This window comes from Gordonia sp. DT219 (assembly GCF_049847065.1).
Classification (GTDB): Bacteria; Actinomycetota; Actinomycetes; order Mycobacteriales; family Mycobacteriaceae; genus Gordonia.
The window spans coordinates 14128-31200 of sequence record NZ_JBNCNR010000017.1 but is presented as its reverse complement, the minus strand read 5'-3'; the positions used below and the strand labels follow the sequence as shown (position 1 = coordinate 31200).

The 17073-nt window shown below is 68.4% G+C and carries 18 protein-coding genes and 1 pseudogene; 8 read left to right on the top strand and 11 right to left on the bottom strand.

The window, feature by feature from the left end:
* Nucleotides 1-74: 74 nt before the first annotated feature.
* Both ACPXB3_RS17380 and ACPXB3_RS17375 read left to right on the top strand, forming a co-directional pair.
* Complete coding sequence (locus tag ACPXB3_RS17380) at nt 75-1562, top strand: alpha/beta hydrolase (RefSeq protein WP_425728717.1); 1488 nt, start codon at nt 75-77, stop codon at nt 1560-1562.
* Between the two features lie 104 nt (nt 1563-1666).
* Entirely contained in the window at nt 1667-2545 is an 879-nt protein-coding gene (locus tag ACPXB3_RS17375) for a DUF559 domain-containing protein (RefSeq protein WP_425728715.1), read from the top strand.
* A 59-nt stretch (nt 2546-2604) separates the two neighbouring features.
* Here ACPXB3_RS17375 and menE read toward each other — a convergent pair whose 3' ends face one another.
* From menE to ACPXB3_RS17350, 5 genes are all read right to left on the bottom strand, one after another.
* Nucleotides 2605-3768 (bottom strand): o-succinylbenzoate--CoA ligase, encoded by a 1164-nt coding sequence (menE, locus tag ACPXB3_RS17370; protein ID WP_425728753.1) that lies wholly within the window; start codon nt 3766-3768, stop codon nt 2605-2607.
* A complete protein-coding gene (locus tag ACPXB3_RS17365; protein WP_425704972.1) occupies nt 3765-4118 on the bottom strand; it encodes a DUF3349 domain-containing protein in 354 nt (117 codons plus the stop codon). The genes menE and ACPXB3_RS17365 overlap by 4 nt, the downstream gene beginning before the upstream one ends.
* Nucleotides 4119-4273: 155 nt before the next feature.
* Nucleotides 4274-4582 carry a DUF3349 domain-containing protein gene (locus tag ACPXB3_RS17360; RefSeq protein WP_425704971.1) on the bottom strand — a complete coding sequence of 103 codons (309 nt, stop codon included), beginning with the start codon at nt 4580-4582 and terminating at the stop codon, nt 4274-4276.
* Nucleotides 4583-4621: 39 nt separating this feature from the next.
* Complete coding sequence (locus tag ACPXB3_RS17355) at nt 4622-4906, bottom strand: hypothetical protein (RefSeq protein WP_425704970.1); 285 nt, start codon at nt 4904-4906, stop codon at nt 4622-4624.
* Nucleotides 4907-4930: 24 nt separating this feature from the next.
* A complete protein-coding gene (locus tag ACPXB3_RS17350; RefSeq protein ID WP_425704969.1) occupies nt 4931-6166 on the bottom strand; it encodes an anion permease in 1236 nt (411 codons plus the stop codon).
* Between the two features lie 213 nt (nt 6167-6379).
* Between ACPXB3_RS17350 and ACPXB3_RS17345 the strand changes: the two genes are divergently transcribed.
* From ACPXB3_RS17345 to ACPXB3_RS17335, 3 genes are all read left to right on the top strand, one after another.
* Nucleotides 6380-7441, top strand: coding sequence for an LLM class F420-dependent oxidoreductase (locus ACPXB3_RS17345; protein ID WP_425728751.1), 1062 nt, complete (start codon nt 6380-6382; stop codon nt 7439-7441).
* Nucleotides 7442-7558: 117 nt separating this feature from the next.
* Nucleotides 7559-8788: an EAL domain-containing protein gene (locus tag ACPXB3_RS17340; protein ID WP_425728713.1), complete on the top strand. Its 1230-nt coding sequence runs from the start codon at nt 7559-7561 to the stop codon at nt 8786-8788.
* Between the two features lie 169 nt (nt 8789-8957).
* Nucleotides 8958-9665 carry a hypothetical protein gene (locus tag ACPXB3_RS17335; protein WP_425728711.1) on the top strand — a complete coding sequence of 236 codons (708 nt, stop codon included), beginning with the start codon at nt 8958-8960 and terminating at the stop codon, nt 9663-9665.
* On the opposite strand, the gene ACPXB3_RS17330 is transcribed toward ACPXB3_RS17335, so the two are convergent.
* The gene (locus ACPXB3_RS17330; protein WP_425728709.1) at nt 9619-10536 is read right to left on the bottom strand and encodes a ThiF family adenylyltransferase; all 918 of its coding nucleotides are present in this window, start codon (nt 10534-10536) and stop codon (nt 9619-9621) included. The genes ACPXB3_RS17335 and ACPXB3_RS17330 overlap by 47 nt on opposite strands.
* Nucleotides 10537-10548: 12 nt before the next feature.
* Between ACPXB3_RS17330 and ACPXB3_RS17325 the strand changes: the two genes are divergently transcribed.
* Nucleotides 10549-10689, top strand: a complete 141-nt coding sequence (locus tag ACPXB3_RS17325; protein ID WP_425728707.1) for a hypothetical protein — start codon at nt 10549-10551, stop codon at nt 10687-10689.
* Nucleotides 10690-10912: 223 nt separating this feature from the next.
* Here the strand turns inward: ACPXB3_RS17325 and ACPXB3_RS17320 are convergent, their stop codons facing one another.
* The 3 genes from ACPXB3_RS17320 to ACPXB3_RS17310 form a co-directional block, all read right to left on the bottom strand.
* The gene (locus ACPXB3_RS17320) at nt 10913-12043 is read right to left on the bottom strand and encodes a GGDEF domain-containing protein (RefSeq protein WP_425728705.1); all 1131 of its coding nucleotides are present in this window, start codon (nt 12041-12043) and stop codon (nt 10913-10915) included.
* 245 nt (nt 12044-12288) lie between these two features.
* Entirely contained in the window at nt 12289-12882 is a 594-nt protein-coding gene (locus ACPXB3_RS17315) for a YdcF family protein (protein WP_425728703.1), read from the bottom strand.
* Between the two features lie 19 nt (nt 12883-12901).
* The gene (locus ACPXB3_RS17310) at nt 12902-13870 is read right to left on the bottom strand and encodes a 1,4-dihydroxy-2-naphthoyl-CoA synthase (RefSeq protein WP_425728701.1); all 969 of its coding nucleotides are present in this window, start codon (nt 13868-13870) and stop codon (nt 12902-12904) included.
* A gap of 171 nt (nt 13871-14041) precedes the next feature.
* Between ACPXB3_RS17310 and ACPXB3_RS17305 the strand changes: the two genes are divergently transcribed.
* Both ACPXB3_RS17305 and ACPXB3_RS17300 read left to right on the top strand, forming a co-directional pair.
* The gene (locus tag ACPXB3_RS17305) at nt 14042-14203 is read left to right on the top strand and encodes a hypothetical protein (protein ID WP_425704962.1); all 162 of its coding nucleotides are present in this window, start codon (nt 14042-14044) and stop codon (nt 14201-14203) included.
* A 50-nt stretch (nt 14204-14253) separates the two neighbouring features.
* A complete protein-coding gene (locus tag ACPXB3_RS17300; RefSeq protein ID WP_425704961.1) occupies nt 14254-14910 on the top strand; it encodes a PaaI family thioesterase in 657 nt (218 codons plus the stop codon).
* A gap of 24 nt (nt 14911-14934) precedes the next feature.
* Here ACPXB3_RS17300 and ACPXB3_RS17295 read toward each other — a convergent pair whose 3' ends face one another.
* On the bottom strand, nt 14935-16254 hold the full coding sequence (locus ACPXB3_RS17295) for a saccharopine dehydrogenase family protein (RefSeq protein WP_425728699.1): 1320 nt from the start codon (nt 16252-16254) through the stop codon (nt 14935-14937).
* A 153-nt stretch (nt 16255-16407) separates the two neighbouring features.
* Nucleotides 16408-17030: pseudogene (locus ACPXB3_RS17290) on the bottom strand (class I SAM-dependent methyltransferase).
* Nucleotides 17031-17073: the final 43 nt, after the last annotated feature.

Below are 17073 nucleotides of genomic sequence, written 5' to 3'. Positions count from 1 at the left end.
CGAAAGTCGGCGCGGTATCCGTACTCTGCAGGGCAATCCATGTCCGGGTTGGGGGATTCGGGGAGGGCTTTCTCATGCGTGTTCATAGCGGATTCGGCGTGCGCCGAAAAGTGGCGACCGCCGTCGTCGTAGCGGCGTGTGCGGCCGGGACGATCGTCGGCGTGGCCGGGCAGGCGCATGCCGTCGACCCGGAGCGGTTGCGTGCCGACAACAGTCCCACTGTCGATGCTGATGGCAATGCCATCGAGGGTGGCGGCTATTGCATCTGGCGCAACGCAGATGAGGAGAAGCAGCACATCCAGACCTGCCAGGTCTATTCGAAGTCGATGAACCGCAACGTCACGGTGCAGATCCGGGCGTCGGACCAGCAGGAGGGTCAGACCGAGCAGGGGGTGTACTTCCTCGATGGTCTGGGCTCGAATGACGAGTACAACAGCTGGGCGTTGCCGGCGTCCGGGGCGGTTGCCGCGTACAGCCAGAGCGACAACCTGGTGATGCCGGTCGGCGGCAAGGGCGAGTGGGACACCAACTGGAACGGGTCGCCCACTGGGCAAAACTCTGCGCCGCAATGGGATACGTTCATCGGCGAGGAGCTGCCGGCATATCTGGACACCAACTTCGCCGTTGGCCAGGAGGACAACGCGATCGTCGGCGTGTCGATGTCGGGTGGTCCGGCGATCATCATCGGACTCAACCATCCCGGCGTGTTCTCCGTCATCCGGTCGTATTCGGGCTTCTACGAGACCAACAACCTGCTGGGCTGGGTGCTCATCCCGGCCATCCAGATCGCGCGCGCCGACATCAACAACGGCATCTCGGCGATGTGGGGGCTGCCGCTGACTCCGGGCAACAAATGGGCGGAGAACGACGTGCTCACCCGCATCGTCGAGGCGAAGGGCAGCGGGCAGAAGATCATCATCTCGACCGGTAACGGTCTGCCGTCCCAGGGTGAACTCGACTTGGCGTGGAAGGCGATCAAGGACCGGCCGATTCTGGAGCAGGCCGTCTTGATTCCCGGTGCGGTGATCGTCGAAGTGACCGGCATCGGCCTGGAAGCCGGCGCCCTCGCGTCGACGGCCTTCCTCAACGTGGCCACCCAGGGCATGGGTCTGCCCGTCGAATTCAAGTACTCCAACGGCGGACACAACTGGTTCTCCTGGGCGTCCGACCAAGACTCCGACGCCGCCGAGATCGACCAGGCACTCAGGGATGCGGCCGAGAAGCGGAAGAAGGAGAAGGAGGTGTCGTCGTCGAGCACAGCGTCGACCACCCCGTCCACCCCGACGACCCCGTCCACGTCGAGCACGTCGACCACCTCAAGCACGTCGACTACGTCGACGAGCACCACCGAGGCAGTGACCGCGACGCCGACCACCACGGAACCGGCCACGACGACCGAGCCCACCACCACCGAGCCGACCACGACGGAACCGACCACCACCGCACCGACCACGACGACGGAACCCACCACCACCACCGAACCCACCACCCAGCCCACCACCACATCCGAGGTCCCGACAGCCGAACCCGCCGACTCCACCGCGTCATCGACGGATCGGTAGACATCTCTCTCGGAAATCGCTTGGCATGTCGTACCGATTCGCGGGAGAACGTCTGACCGGGCCGACGACGGAACCGTTGCGCGGCCGTCGACGTCCAACTGTGCATGCAGACTCCACCGAAGTTGCGCAGCATCGCATTCAGGCACGACGGGGTGTTCACGGCGGCGCAGGCGCGCGAATGTGGCATCACCGGCTCGGCGGTCACGCGCCGGGTCCGTAACGGATTGTGGATTCGGCACGCGCACAACGTATATCGGCTTGCCGACCACCCATTCACGGCACGGACGAAGGTCCGCCTCATGGTGTTGGAGTCTGGCCAGTCGGCCGTGCTGTCCGGGGCGGCCGCCGCATGGTGGCACGGTATCGGGCCGACGTTGCCCAAGATGATCCCGGTGACCGTTCCGCGCGGCGCGCGACGGCATCAGGTGCCGGGCGTCAAGGTGAAGTGCCGGACGCTCGATGACGTGGACATCGTGGTCAAGGATGGTTTGCGGGTGACCGCACCGGCGTTGTCGGCGCTCGAAGGAGGGGTCGAGTCGTCGACGACCTTGATCGACCGGGCGCTGCAGCTACGGAAGGTGCGGGCCGTCGAAGTCCTCGCGGCACTTGATCGTCGTCGCGGATGCACCGACGCACCGACGATGGCGAAGTTGGTCGCCGGCATCAGTTCGGGCGCACGGTCGGCGGCCGAGCGTGAGGTGGTCGCACTGTTCAACGCCGACGGACTGACCGGGTGGGAGGCCAACCTGCCGGTGGTCGGATACGAAGTGGACTTCGGTTTCCCCGCGTCCAAGGTGGCCGTCGAGATCGACGGGATGGCCTTTCACCGTGACGCCAACAGCTTTCAGTACGACCGGAAACGGCGTAACGACCTCGTCGCGGCCGGCTGGATCGTCCTCAACTTCACGTGGGCCGATATTGTCGACCGCCCCGACTACGTCCTCGCGCAGGTGCGGCATGCCCTCAGGCAGGCTGCCGCGTGAATCGGTACGACATCTCTCTCGGAAACCGCTTGGGATGTCGTACCGATTCGACGACGGCGCTACCGGTTCGACGAGCCGAAGCGGTCGCGGAGGGCGCGGCGGTCGATCTTGCCGGGGCCGCGGAGGGGGAGGGCGTCGACGACGATCACCTCGCGGGGGGCGGCGTAACGGTCGAGGCGGTCGGCGACGAGGCCGCGGATGCGCTGGGCGTCAACCGAACCCGCAGCGGCGACGACGACGGCGACCACCTTTTCACCGAGGCGGTCATCGGGGAGGCCGATGACGGCGCATTCGGTGACGGCCGGGTCGTCGGCGATGACGGCCTCGACGACCTGCGGGACGATGGTGAGCCCGCCGGTGGTGATGGCCTCGTCGGCGCGGCCGATGATGTGCAGCACGCCGTCGTCGACGCGGCCGAGGTCATCGGTACGGAAGGTGCCCGGACGTGCGAAGGCCGGGTGGTCGGGGAGCAGGCGGTAACCGTGGGCGATCATCGGCCCGGAAAGCTCGACGCGGCCCACCCCGTCGGGCGTCGGGTCGGCGAGGGTGATGGTCACGCCGTCGAGGGGAATGCCGTCGTAGACGCAACCGCCGGCGGTCTCACTGGAACCGTAGGTGCGGACGATGGGAATGCCGGCGTCAATTGCCCGGCGCAGCAAGGGTTCCGGGGTGGCGGCGCCGCCGACGAGCAGCGCGTCGATGCGGGTGAGGGCGGCGGTGGCGCGCGGCGAGTCGAGGACCTTGACGAGCTGGGTCGGCACGAGCGACGTGTAGCGGCGCGGGCTGTCGAGGCGCTCGAGGGCATCGGCGAAGGCGTCGGGGTCGAAGCCCGCGGACAGGTCGAGGACGGCGGGGGTGAACCCGGCGGCCAGGGAACGCAACAGCACCTGCAGCCCGGCGATGTGGTGGGGCGGCAGCGCGAGGAGCCAATTGCCTTCGCCGCCGAGGTGTTTGGCGGTGGCGCGAGCCGACGCGGCCAACGTATCGGGCGTGTGCTGCGAACCCTTGGGGGTGCCGGTGCTGCCGGAGGTGGCGATGATCAGCGACACGTCGGCGTCGATGGCAGTGTCGACGGCGAAAGCGTCGTGCAGCACTCCGGCCTGCCGCGGGTCGTCGGGGACCGGCGCGTAGGCCGCCGAACCGTCGAGGATGGCGCGCAGGCTGTCGAGGCGCTCGAGGACCGCCGGTCCGGACGGCAGGGGTAGCGGTCGCAGCGTGGTCAGGGCTGCTCCTCGGGATCGTCACCGGGCGCAGCCGGATGGGGCGGCAGCGGGGAGTCGTCGAAGGGAAAGCCGTGCTCGGCCAGGAACTTCTGGACGCGGGCGACGTCGGCCTCATGGGGGAGCTCCTGGGTGACCTGGGTGATCTTGACGCCGGCATCGATCTTGGAGATGGGTTCCGGTGGCGGTGCGGCCTCGTTGATCAGCTCGCCGGAGACGTGCCCGACCTCCTCCTCGGACAGCTGACGTCGCAGGATGGCCAGGAGCGGCACATAGTCGTGTTCCGGCACACCCTGCGGATAGCCGGCGCGTAACCACGCAATGATCCTTGCGACCAGTGGCCGATCGGACACCTGGTACCACCTTCCGTGCGGGGCAGGTCCACCCTGGTGACGATTGTAGGTGGGGCGTGGTGGGCCTGACTGGTGAGGAGATCTTCGAAGAAGAACCCGGGTGCCTGCGGTGTGCAGGTCGTCCGGGTTCTTCGGGCGCGTGGGGGGCAGCGTTGTCAGGCGGGCGCCGGGGAACTCGCCAGCGGCCATCCGACGGCGGCCAGACGACCGGAGACCTGATTGATCTCCTCGTCCGTCGGCTGCTGCTCGGTGACCAGCAGGATCGCCTGCTTGATGCGTTCGGGGGTGACCGGGGCGTCGGCGTCGTACTCCTTGGCCAGGACCAGCGCCACGCTCGTGACCTCCTCTTCGGTCAGCGACCGCATGAGCAGTGCCAGCAACGGCGGGAAGTCGGTGGCGGGGACGCCGTCGGGGTAGCCCTTACGAATCCAGTTGACGGCCGAGTCGAACAGTGAGGAGGACATGATCGCCTTTCAGGGTGTGGACCAAACGCCTTCGGGGGATCAGTGGTAGGCCGAGTCGGGGAAGATCTGCCAATCGAAGTAGTACAACAACGTCTGGCGGGTCACCCACAGCAGGCCGACCACGATCGCCGCGGCGACCACGGCGAAGAACACGTAGCCCAGCGCCCGCAGCGCCGGATTGGGTGCGGAGACGGTGCCGTCGGCATTCGCGTCACCGGCGCCCGCGGAGTGCAGCCGCATGCCGATGGCGAAGAGGGCGGGCAGTCCGGCACCGAAGATCATGCCGACCACGAGAACCTTGAGGATGGCTTCGAGAATGTCCATGAGGTGTGCAGTCCTTTCCGGCCGTCAGGCAAGCGCCGCGGGCTTGCGGGTGGTGGTCTCGTCGGTGTCCGGGGTGGCGGCCGGGACGATCGAGTTGGTCGACTCGTCCCAATCGGCGTTGACGTTGTTGGAGTCGACCTTGTTCTGCTGCGCGCGCCAGTACATGAAGCTCGACGCGGCGAGGAGCAGGACGAAGATGACGATGGCGCCGGCGACGTCGCCGAGCAGGTGCCCGAGGCCATAGCAGATCGCGCCGACGAGGCCGGCGGCCGGAAGTGTGGTGACCCAGGCGACCACCATGCGGCCGGCGACCGCCCAGCGGACCTGCGCGCCCTTCTTGCCGACGCCCGAGCCGAGGATCGAGCCGGTGGCGACCTGCGTGGTCGACAGCGCCATCCCGGCGGCCGACGAGGTCAGGATGATGGCCGCCGACGACGCCTCGGCCGCCATGCCCTGCGGCGAGGAGATCTCGACCAGGCCCTTGCCGAGGGTGCGGATGATGCGCCAGCCGCCCAGGTAGGTGCCTAGCGCGATGGCCGTCGCGCAGCTCAGCACGACCCAGACGGGCAGACCGTGCTTGACCGACGCGGCGTCGAGGTGGTTGGTGGTGATCAGCGCGAGGGCGATCACGCCCATCGTCTTCTGTGCGTCACCGGTGCCGTGCGCGAGGGAGACCAGCGAGGCGGTGACGATCTGACCGGAGCGGAAGCCGCTCTCCTGCCGGGAGACAAGGACTTTCGCGGTGATGCGGAAGACCAGCCAGGTGCCGACCGCGGCCACCGCGCATGCGATGAACGGCGACGCCAGGGCGGGCAGGATGATCTTCGACAGCACGCCGTGCCAGTCGATGCCGCTGGTGCCCATCGCGGCGATACCCGATCCGATGAGGCCGCCGAACAGGGCGTGGCTCGAGCTCGACGGCAGGCCGAACAGCCAGGTGAAAAGGTTCCAGAGGATACCGCCGACGAGGCCGGCGAAGATGATCAGCAGCGCCTTGTTGGCGTCGATGCCGGTGACGAGGCCACCGGACTTGCTCTGCAGGTTGAGGACGTTCTTGGTGATGGTGGCCGCGACCTCGACGGAGAGGAACGCACCAACCAGGTTGAGGATGGACGACAGTCCGACGGCGATCTTGGGTTTGAGGGCGCCGGTGGCGATGGAGGTCGCCATGGCGTTGCCGGTGTCGTGGAAGCCGTTGGTGAAGTCGAAGCCCAGTGCTGTGATGATCAGCAGCACAAGAATCAGCATCTCTCCGCTCATGGCAATATCATGCGTCCACGGGCGGCCATCCGCCTAAAATCCGCAGAACCCGTTATCGGCTGAATCACACACATGACCTGCGCGTTTGCCCTTTCTCTTCGCTTGTTCATCTACTGTTCATCTCAGTGCACCCGCGGGTACACCGAATCCCATGGATGGCGCCGCCCGTAGGGGCCATCGAGGGGGTGTGGCGCTATGGAAGAATCCGGCGGCATGACGCCGATGAAGCTGGGCATGCCGATCAACTACGCGGGTGACTTCCGCGAGACGATGAACAACCTCGCCGACTTCGAGAAGGCCGGGGTCGCCCGCGTCACGGTGCCCGAGGCGTACAGCTTCGACGCGGTCAGCCAGCTCGGCTACATCGCCGCCAAGACCGAGAAGATGCAACTGCAGACCGGCATCCTGCCGATGTTCTCGCGCACCCCGTCGAATCTCGCGATGACCGCGGCCGGACTCGACTACATCAGCGGTGGCCGGTTCATCCTCGGGATCGGGGCGTCCGGGCCGCAGGTGATCGAGGGCTTCCACGGCGTCAAATACGATTATCCGGTCGGCCGGGCGCGGGAGAACGCCGAGATCTGCCGGATGATCTGGCGCCGGGAGAAGACCGAGTACCAGGGTCAGCACTACACACTTCCGTTGAGCAAAGAGGACGGCGGCACCGGACTCGGAAAGCCGCTCAAGATCATCAACCACCCGGTCCGCGACCGCATTCCGATGCTGCTGGCCGCGATCGGGCCGAAGAACACCGAGCTGGCGGCCGAGCTGTTCGAGGAGTTCCAGCCGTTCCTGTTCCACCCCGAACACGTCGACGCCGCCTTCGGTGAGCCGCTGGCCGCGGGCAAGGCCAAACGCGACCCGGCACTCGGTGAGCTGGGGATCGTCGTCAACGCGAGTGCCCTGATCTCCGAGGACGCCGACCTGATCGAGGCGGCGATGGGGCAGGTGCGCCATCATGCCGCCCTCTACATCGGCGGGATGGGTGCCCGCGGCAAGAACTTCTACAACACCCTGGCCGTGCGGTACGGATACGCCGACGAGGCCAAAGAGATCCAGGACCTCTACCTCGACGGCAAGAAGGGCGAGGCCGCCGCCGCGGTGCCCGACGAGCTGGTGCGCGCGATGAGCCTCATCGGTCCGCGCTCGGTGGTGACCGAACGCGTCGAGGCATTCCGTGCCGCCGGGGTCACCGTGATCCTCGCCGGGCCGCTTGCGCCGACCCACGCCGAGCGCGTGGCCACCATGGACGGGCTGGCCGGAATCATCGGGTAGGGGGTCGGGGCCCCCGGCTCGGGTGCCCCGGCCTCGGTGACTCCGAGGGCGAATTGTATCCGCTTGGTGCGCTTGGGTTTCGAGCGGACTCGCGGGCCAGGGGCCTAATGTGTACCCATGACGGTCGACCAGCCGGCGAGCCCAGACGCTCGACCCGATCGCGCCACGCGCGCCGAGTGGGGCGTCACGGTCGCGATTTCCGCCGACCCCTACCACCGCGGTGCCGTGGCCTATGGGCGCGAGCGGTCGGCGGTCATCGCCGAGGCGTTCATCGACGCCACGCGCAGGAGGATGGGTGCGACGGCCGAGATCATTCGCCGCTCCGATCTGGAGTGGCTGGTGTGGCTCGACGCCGACGACCCGATTGTGCCGGCGCTGTTGTCGCGGCCGTGGAGCCACGGTGCGCAGGCCGTCGACGTCGACGGCGCGACCTACCACCTCGAACTGGCGATCGGCATCGTGCGGGCCGCCGACTTCGCCGACGACGTGCCCGACGACGACGCCGTCATCTCGGCGGCGGATGCGGCGCTGTCGAAGGCGCTCGTCGAGGGATTGAGTGCGGTGATCGCGAGCCCCGGTCAGCGGCTGGTGGTCCGGCGCGACATCGAGGTCGCCAACGCGCTCATGACGGCCGCCGACGACGACTTCTCGATGTACTACCAACCCATCGTGGCGCTCGACGGTTCGGCGACGCTCGGATGGGAATCGTTGCTGCGCTGGTCGTGGCGCGGGAGCATCGTGGAGCCTGCCGTGTTCATGCCGGTCGCCGAGGCGACCACGCTGATCGTCCGGATGGGCCGGCCGGCCATCGCATCGGTGTTCCGCGACCTGGCCGGCCGCATCAGCAGTGCCCACGGCGACGACGTCTTCGTCTCGATCAACCTGTCGGCCAAACAACTGTGGGACGAGACGCTGCCCGGATATTTCGCCGCACTCGCCGCCCGCCACCGGGTCGCCCTCGAGCGGGTGTGGATCGAGGTGAGCGAGATCGACGTGATCGAACCGTCGGGGGTGGCTGCGCGGACGCTGTTCGCACTGCATGAGCTCGGCTGCGTCATCGGCGTCGACGATCTCGGTGCCGGATTCTCGGCCCTTCGGTATGTGCGCGACCTGCCGATCGGGGTGCTCAAGATCGATCGGTCGCTGGTGGCGCCGCTGCCCCGTAGCGCGTCCGGGCGGGCGGTGGTGCGGGCGATCTGTGAGATGGCCGCCGCGACGGGTATCACGACGGTCGCGGAGGGCATCGAGACCGGTGACGAGCTCGACGCGGTCGCCGCACTGCGTTTCGATCTCGGGCAGGGATATCTTTTGGGTCGACCGTTGCCGCCGGACGAGTTATTCACATAGTGCGCTTGATTAATTTCCGGCGAGCGTCCCGCATTCATTGACATATTCGGCGCGGGGTTCCGGTAACCGGGGGTAGCAAAAGCCGGAACGACCGCGGTCACTCTAATCTCGGATGACGTCGTCGTATCTCAGAAACGCAAATATGCGATTCTCATTCGAGAGGCTCCCGATGAACACAATTCTCACGGACCCGGTCGCTGTACCCGGTCATCCCGCACGCGGTCCGGCCGGTCCCGACCACAGCATTGCGGTGGCGGCGCCGTCGGCGCAACCCGCACTGTGGCGGGCGTATCTGCGTGGCGCCCAACAGGCGTATCAGCGGTACGGCTGTTCGGCCGCACTCGACTACGACCGGGTCGTCGGCGGTGCGGAAACCCTGATGTTCTTCGTCGTCTGCGACGCCGACGGCCGGGTGTGTGGCGGTCTGCGCGTCCAGCCACGACTCGTGAGCGCCGCCCAGACCCACGCCCTCGAGGAGTGGGCGGGTCAGCCGGGCCAGGTCGCGCTGGTCAATGCGGTCGAGGCGCGGCTCGACGGTGGGATCGTCGAGGTCAAGACGGCCTGGACCGACGAACGCTCACCGATCGCCAAGGAGGTGGCGGAGCAGCTCTCCCGGCTCGGGCTGCCGATCATGGAAATGTGCGGAGTGGAACACATGATGGCGACCGCCGCCGACCACGTGCTGCGCCGATGGACCTCGGGCGGCGGCCGGGTCGACGAAAGCGTCTCGGCCACACCGTTTCCCGACGAGCGCTACCGCACGCAGCTGATGTGGTGGGAGCGGGCGGCGTTGCAGCAGACGGTGTCGCAGCAGATGACGGGGCTCGGGTCTACCCCGGCCGTTTCCGCTGGGCCATGGCCTCGACCGCTGAGGTGAAGTCGGCGGGACCGAGTTCGTTCCAGCCGTCGTGGCGCCCGGCCGCGCCGAGGAGCGTCTGTTCCACGCCGAACCGGTAGCGGCCCGACCGGATGGGCCGGCCACAGACGATGCCGCGCGCCGCGGTCGCGGCGATGGCTCCGGCGGCGGCAGCGGTGGAACCGAGTTGCGGCCACGAGATGACGCTGCGGCCGAGTTGCCCCGCCGAGTAGGCCATTCGGGGAGTCACCTCGTCGCCGACGATGGCCAGCGCCATCTGCAGCCGTTGCGCCGGGTCGGCGGCATCGCCGGCGGCGAAGCCCTCGCCCCGGCCGTGGAAGATCGGGTAGTCCGGCTCGAGGTCGTAGCGTTCCACGTCGAGGATGACGTCCTCACCCATGTCGGTCGCGCTGAGTACCGGAATGCGTGCTGCGCGTGCGCGTCGCCGCATGTCGATCTTCATCTCGACGTCGTCGATCTCCTCGATGATCACCGTGGGCCCGGTGCTGTCCACCCCGAGAAAACGTGCGGCCACCTGCGGGGTGTAACCCGCCGGAAAGGTGGTGACCTGCGAGTACGGGTCGCCCTCGATGATGAGTCGGTGCGCCAGCTCGACCTTGCTCACCCCGAGATCGCACACCGAGCCGGCGACGCGGTTGAGGTTGGTGGGCGAGAGCTCGTCGGAGTCGGCGATGTGGAATCGGCGTGCGCCGGTCAGCGCACACGCGGCCAGCGCCGACGCACCGACGCTGAGTCCGGCGACCGCGATCAGCGCCCGACTCCAGGCCTCCTGTTCGCGTCCGGTCAGCAGAAAGCGGTTGCGGGCGGTCTTGAGCCGGTAGTGGACGTCCGCGTCGGGCAGCCGGACCAGCGTTGCGCGCCATCCGAACACGAGGTAGCGGCTGTGGCGTTCGACGGCCGCGTCGTCGGTGACGGCGATCGGCGGCGGTGCGGGCGTGTCCGGGTCGACGTGGTCGAGGAGGTCGAGTGCCGCGATCTCGGGCGCCGCCTGCGTCCACGCGTCGACGAAATCGAGGTGTGGTGACGCCCGCAGTGCCTCGATACGTTCCCGGTCGTCGACCGGATGAAGAATCTCTATGATGGCGCCTTCTCCGATTGCGTGATGGTGAGCGGCCGGGGGTGCCGCAGACGGGGGTGCCGCAGACGGGGGTGCAGACGGGGGTGCCGCGGCCGGGGGTGCCGCGGCCGGGGGTGCTGTGGCCGGGGGTGCTGCGGCCGGGCGATGACCTTCCGGAAAGCGGGAGATGTCAACGGCTTCCGCCCGATGGTGCGGTATGTGACGGGTGCGGTCCGGCGCGCCAGTGCGACGGTGCCACCGCTGCGGTCTCGGCCCGATTCCGGCCCATCGCCTTGGCCGCGTACAGCAACTGATCTGCCTGGGCGGACAGCTGATCCATCAACTCGGGCAATGTGCGGACCTCGGTGGCAGAGGTGCATTCGGTGATCGCCGTGCAGACGCCGCCGACGCTGACGGTGGCGTCGGTGCCGGTGGCGACCGCGACACAGATGTCGTCGGCGAGCCGGCCCAGCCCCGCGGCATCGTCGGTGACCGCCAGGATCGCGAACTCCTCACCGCCCGAGCGCGCGACCAAGGAGTCCGGTGGGACGGTGGTCTCGATCGATCGGGTGATCTCCACGAGAACCGCATCGCCCGCCGAATGGCCATGAGTGTCGTTGTACCGCTTGAAGTTGTCGACATCGACCACCAGCGATGCGACGAGCCGGCCGGCGTCGGCGGCGCTGCGGAACAGATGAACCGCGCTGTCGAGGAGTCCGCGCCGGTTGAGTGCCGAGGTGAGCGGGTCGGTCACACTGAGGCGCGAGTGCTGGTCGATCAGTGCCGTCAATCGGCGGCGCAGGCTGGTGACGAGGTAGGTCGGGACCATGATGGCCAGCAGCGCGGCGCCGCCGCCCACCGCCCACGCCGTCACCGACGTCGCGCGCACCGTCACCACCACACACACGAGGACCGCGGCGGTGACGATGAATCCCAGCACGATGGGCAGAGACGAATCCATGGCGGCCAGCGCGGGGATCGCGGCCAACAGCACGAGCACCGCGAACGCCGATCCGTCGTCGGTGATGATCAACGCGGAGCCGGCGACCCCGAGCATCCCGCCGAAACTGAGGATCGCGAAACCGCTGTCGGACAGGCGCTTGACGCGGACGGTGATCGCCGCCGACACCAGCGTGTAGACCCCGATGAGCACCAGCACCCACATCAGCCCGGGCTTGACGAAGGTCGGCGAGACCAGCCCGAGGATGATCAACGGAATGGCGCCGGTCTCGCTGGCCAGCACCCCGATCGTCCGCTGGTCGAATTTCCGGCCGGCCGACCGTCCGGTGCCACGTTCGGCGGTGGGGACGTGCTCGGTCACGTGTGGCCCATTCTGCTTATTCTCGATGCTCCCATTATGGACCGGTACGCGTGCTCGGCGATTCGACATGGCTGGCAACTCTGCTGGAGATTCCGCGGGCCGATTCACGGTGCGGATTCGGTCGCGGGCGGACTCATTCACCAGAAATGCGAAATCACCGGCGAGTCCTATTTCCGGAAAAAGATACCACGCTCGGTCGCGGCGAGACCATGGCCGAATCGGCAGCCGAATGCGCGTTTCTCATCTCACCGGTCGCAGCCGAGGATCACCGCCTTGCCGAGGCCGCCGAATTGGTAGGCGAACTGATGGGTCCAGTACCCGGGCGAGGACGGATATGTCCGCGGTACCGCAGCCATGACGACGTCCCCGTCGAAGCATTGGCCGAAGATGTAACGAGCCCGCACCATGTGATAGCGCCAGCTGATGACGATCACCGTGTGCCAGTGGCGGGCGCGCGCGAGCCGCTGCACCTCCATGGCCTCGCCGCGGGTCGTCGACGGGTCGGGCGTAAAGCAGATCACCTCGATGGCGGGGGTGCCGGCCGCACATACGCGCCGCATCAGGTCGGCGTCGGTGTGTGGGCCGGCCTCGTCGCGGTAGGGATCGGAGATGACCACCGTGGAGGCCAGGCCCGCGCGGGCCAATTGCAGTCCGTAGTCCTCGCGGCCGTCGTGCTCACCGCCGAGGACGACGACGGCGTCGGCGTGGCGCAGCGAATCGGAGTGATCGCGGTAGAAGAGCTGGTAGCCGAGGCCATAGAACGCGGCGACCGCGGCCAGCACCACCACGAGGACGCCGATCACCACCCGGCGCCAGGACCGTGGCCGGTGCTCGGGCATGCCCTGCGGTCCGCGGGAATCAGTAGTAGTAGGGGAACGCGTCCCACTGCGGAGAACGCTTCTCCAAGAACGCATCCCGGCCCTCCACCGCCTCGTCGGTCATGTACGCCAGCCGGGTGGCCTCGCCGGCGAAGACCTGCTGGCCCGTCAGTCCGTCGTCGGTGAGGTTGAACGCGAACTTCAGCATGCGCTGCGCGGTGGGGGACTTGCCGTTGATGGTGCGCGCCCACTCGATGGCGGTGCGCTCGAGGTCGGCGTGGTCGGCGACGCGGTTGACCGCGCCCATCCGGTGCATCGTCTCGGCGTCGTAGGCCTCGCCGAGGAAGAAGATCTCGCGGGCGAACTTCTGGCCGACCTGCTTGGCGAGGTAGGCGCTGCCGTAGCCGGCGTCGAAGGATCCGACGTCGGCGTCGGTCTGCTTGAAGCGGGCGTGCTCACGGGAGGCGAGCGTGAGGTCGCAGACCACGTGCAGGGAGTGCCCGCCGCCGGCCGCCCAGCCGTTGACGACGGCGATGACGACCTTGGGCATGGTGCGGATGAGGCGCTGCACCTCGAGGATGTGCAGCCGGCCGCCCTCGGCCTGCACGCGGGCCGCGTCGACCCCTTGGGCGCCGGCCGCGGCGACGTCGGCGTCGTGGCTGGTGGCGTACTGGTAGCCGGAGCGCCCGCGGATGCGCTGGTCGCCGCCGCTGCAGAACGCCCAGCCGCCGTCCTTGGGGCTCGGCCCGTTGCCGGTGAGCAGGACGGTGCCGACGTCGGGGGTGCGGCGGGCGTGGTCGAGGGCGCGGTAGAGCTCGTCGACGGTGTGCGGCCGGAAGGCGTTGCGGACCTCGGGCCGGTCGAAGGCGATACGCACGATGCCGTTGGCGCGGCCGGTCCCGACGTGGCGGTGATAGGTGATGTCGGTGAGCTCGCCCACCGCGTCCACGGGCGTCCACTGGGTGGGATCGAAGGGATGTGACGCGGCGCTTTCGGGGTCGGTGCTCATGGGCATCAGATTATCGCCCGGTGGGACCGGTGCGGGGTGCGGTCGGTGGTCGGAGTGGTCGGCGGCCGGATGGCCCCCGGCGGGGCCGGGAAGCCGCGCACTTCCTGAGAATTGCTCCGCTGCGGCCCGGATGAGTGGCCAACCGTCGCCGACTGTTGGCATATTGGCAAGGTGGCCGTGTGGGAGATCGTGCTGATCGTCGTCGCCGTGTGGGTGGCGCTGTCGGTGGTTCTCGCCCTGCTCATCGGCGCGATCATCCGGCAGCGGGACCGTCGTGAGGCGCCGCGGGAGCCGGTACCCGCCGTCGACCGGACCCGGCGCAGCTCCGACTGAGCCGGGCGTCGGGTGCCTGCGGTGCCATCTGCGCCGATACGGTGTGATGCATGACTTCTGCGAGCAATCCGGACTGGGCGTCCCCGGCCGGCGACGATTCGCCCCATGAAGGCGGCTTCCGCGCCCAGATGGACATCAGCACCGAACGTGGGGGTCCGCGGTACGGCGAGTTCAGCGAACAGATCCGGCAGCTGATGGACCTGGCGCGCTACGCGTGCCCGACGCCCGAGCTCACGGACGAGCTGATCGATCAGGTGCGGGCGCTCAACAAGCGGCTCGCCGACGTGCAGATCGACGAGTGGCGCTCGCCGGCCGGCACCCGCATCGATCTGCCCGCCCGCGGCAACATCACCCTGCCGCCCTATGAGATCAGCGAGGGTGGCCCCGACGGCGTCGTCGCGTCGGTCACCTTCCGCCCGTTCCACCTCGGTGGCAACGACGCCGCCCATGGCGGGCACGTCGCGGTGGCCTTCGACGACCTCGGCGGCATGGCATCGGCGCTGGCCGTCGCGGGCATCACCCGCACCGCCTACCTCACCGTCAGCTACCGCTCGCTGACCCCGCTGCGCACGCCGCTCCGCATGCACACGTGGGTCGAGAAGCTGGATGGCCGAAAGGCTTTCGTCAAAGGCACCCTGCACGACGGTGACCGTCTGTGCGCCGACCTGGATTCCCTGTTCATCGCGCTCAAACCCGGTCAGCCGTAGGGCTTTTCGTTCCCGAGGCCGAGGTCAGGTGAGTTCGCGGACGTCGAAGGCGGCGCCGGCGACGCGCAGCCGCTCGACGAGGGCGTCGCCCATGGCGGCGGCCGGGGTCAGCACCCCGCTGCGTGCCGGGAGCTTGTCGCCCTCGAGGGCCAGGGTCAGGGCGCTCTCGCCGAGCATCACCGCGGTGGCCCGGTACCCGGGATCGCCGGACAGCTTCATCTGTGAACGGTACCGGCGGCCGGTGCTGGTGCGGGTGTAGGTCTCGCTGACGAAATAGCCCTTCTGCATGGACTTCTCGCCGGGCCCGCTGCCCGGCTTGGGCAGAACGCGATCGAGGAGGCGGCGCGTCGGGCCGAAGCTCATGGCGCCCAGGAATGCGCCGGTGCCCACGCTGACCCCGCCGGCGAGCAGCGCCGACAGGATCGGGATACCGCCGACGTTCATCGTCTCCGCGTAGTGGAAGTCGGGGCCATAGGCGTTGTCCAGCAGCACATTCGAGCGCCGCACCACGCGGGTGTTGTACGACGACATGAAGAACGGGGCGAGTGTTCCCGTCAGCGACGGGTCGACGTTGCGGGCGCGGACCACCGCGATGTCACTGGGCTCCGAGGACATGTTCACCTTCGGGGTGTCGCCTGGATCCCCGGACAGCGCTTGCGGATTCAGCAGCAACCGCCGAGTCTGCGGATCCTTGGCCTCCTCGGCGATCACCCGCATCGAGTCGATGGTGCCGCCGGAGACGCCGCCGCGCATCGACCGGAGCACCATGGTGGTGTCGGTCAGGGTGCCCGCGTCGTCGTCGGTCACCTTGCGGTACAGCAGGTACGTGCCCAGATCTGATGGGATGGAATCGAATCCGCACGAATGGACGATGCGCGCGCCGGTCGCCTGCGCCGTCTCGTGCGCCTTGTCGATGGAGTAGTGGACGAAGGGCACCTCGCCGGTGAGGTCGACGTAGTCGGTGCCCGCGGTGGCGGCCGCGACGACCAGTGCCTCGCCGTAGCGCAGATACGGGCCGACCGTCGTACACACCACGCGGGTGCGGGCGACCATGGCGTCCAGGGAACTCGGCGACGACGCGTCGGCGACGATCAGCGGCCAGCTCGACGCGGCGGCCGGGAGTCCGCGGCGGACCTCGGCGAGTTTGGTCTCGGTGCGTCCGGCCAGCGCGATCCGGGTGCCTGCCGGGGCGTATTCGGCGAGGTGGCGCGCGGTCAGCCGGCCGACGAATCCGGTGGCGCCGAAGACGACGATGTCGAATTCGCGGTCGGCGGGGTTGTCGGTCGCGGTGGGAGGTGTGGAGGGTTCGGGTGTGCCGGCGTCCGGCGAAGTCTGCCCACTCATGGGGTCGAGCGTAATCGTCGCGTCGGACAGATCACATAGGGGCAGGCCGGGTGCGACGTCTCGCCGCCCGCCGCGCCGCGAATGGGGCGACGAACAACATCGTGCGCGCCGGGAACCAGCGGTCGGGGGACGATGGGTCGTCGCCGGGGCCGGTCAGGTCGCGCGGGCGCCGCCGAGGCTCAGGGCGCCGAAGAACTTCGGGGTGCCGGGCTGATAGAACCGGTCGAGGTCGGTGATCTCGAAGCCGGCGTCGGCGATGGCCGCGGGGATGTCGCGGGTGAGGTGGCAGCCACCGGCGATGCGGCGCTGCATCGGTTCGAGGCGGTGCTGCCAGCGCCGCACCGATTCGTCGGGGGCGCGGCCGTGTTCCAGGAACCGCACGGGCGCACCGGCTTTGAGGACGCGACGCAATTCCGCGATTGCAGCAGGCAGATCCGGGATGGTGCACATCGTGAACGTCGACAACGCGGCGTCGAAGGTGTTGTCGGCGAAGGGAAGTGATTGTCCGTCGAGACCGGCGCGGATGACGGGGCCGAGCTGGATGCGATCCGATCGGCGCCCAGGCGCCACGCCGCGTCGGAGGGCTCCACGGCGGAGACCTCGGTGACCGCGTCCGGGTAGGCGCCGACGTTGTGTCCGGACCCGAACCCCAACTCGACGACGTGGCCGTGCAGCCCGACGCAGACGCGGTTACTCAGCGGCATCGTGAGCGACGAGCCGCAGGTCACGTTGACCAGGTGCGGCAGGAAGTGTCGGTCGTAGAAACCGGGGCCCATGGGGCGAGGGTAGTGCCGGTGACGGCGATGCTCGCCCGTTTTC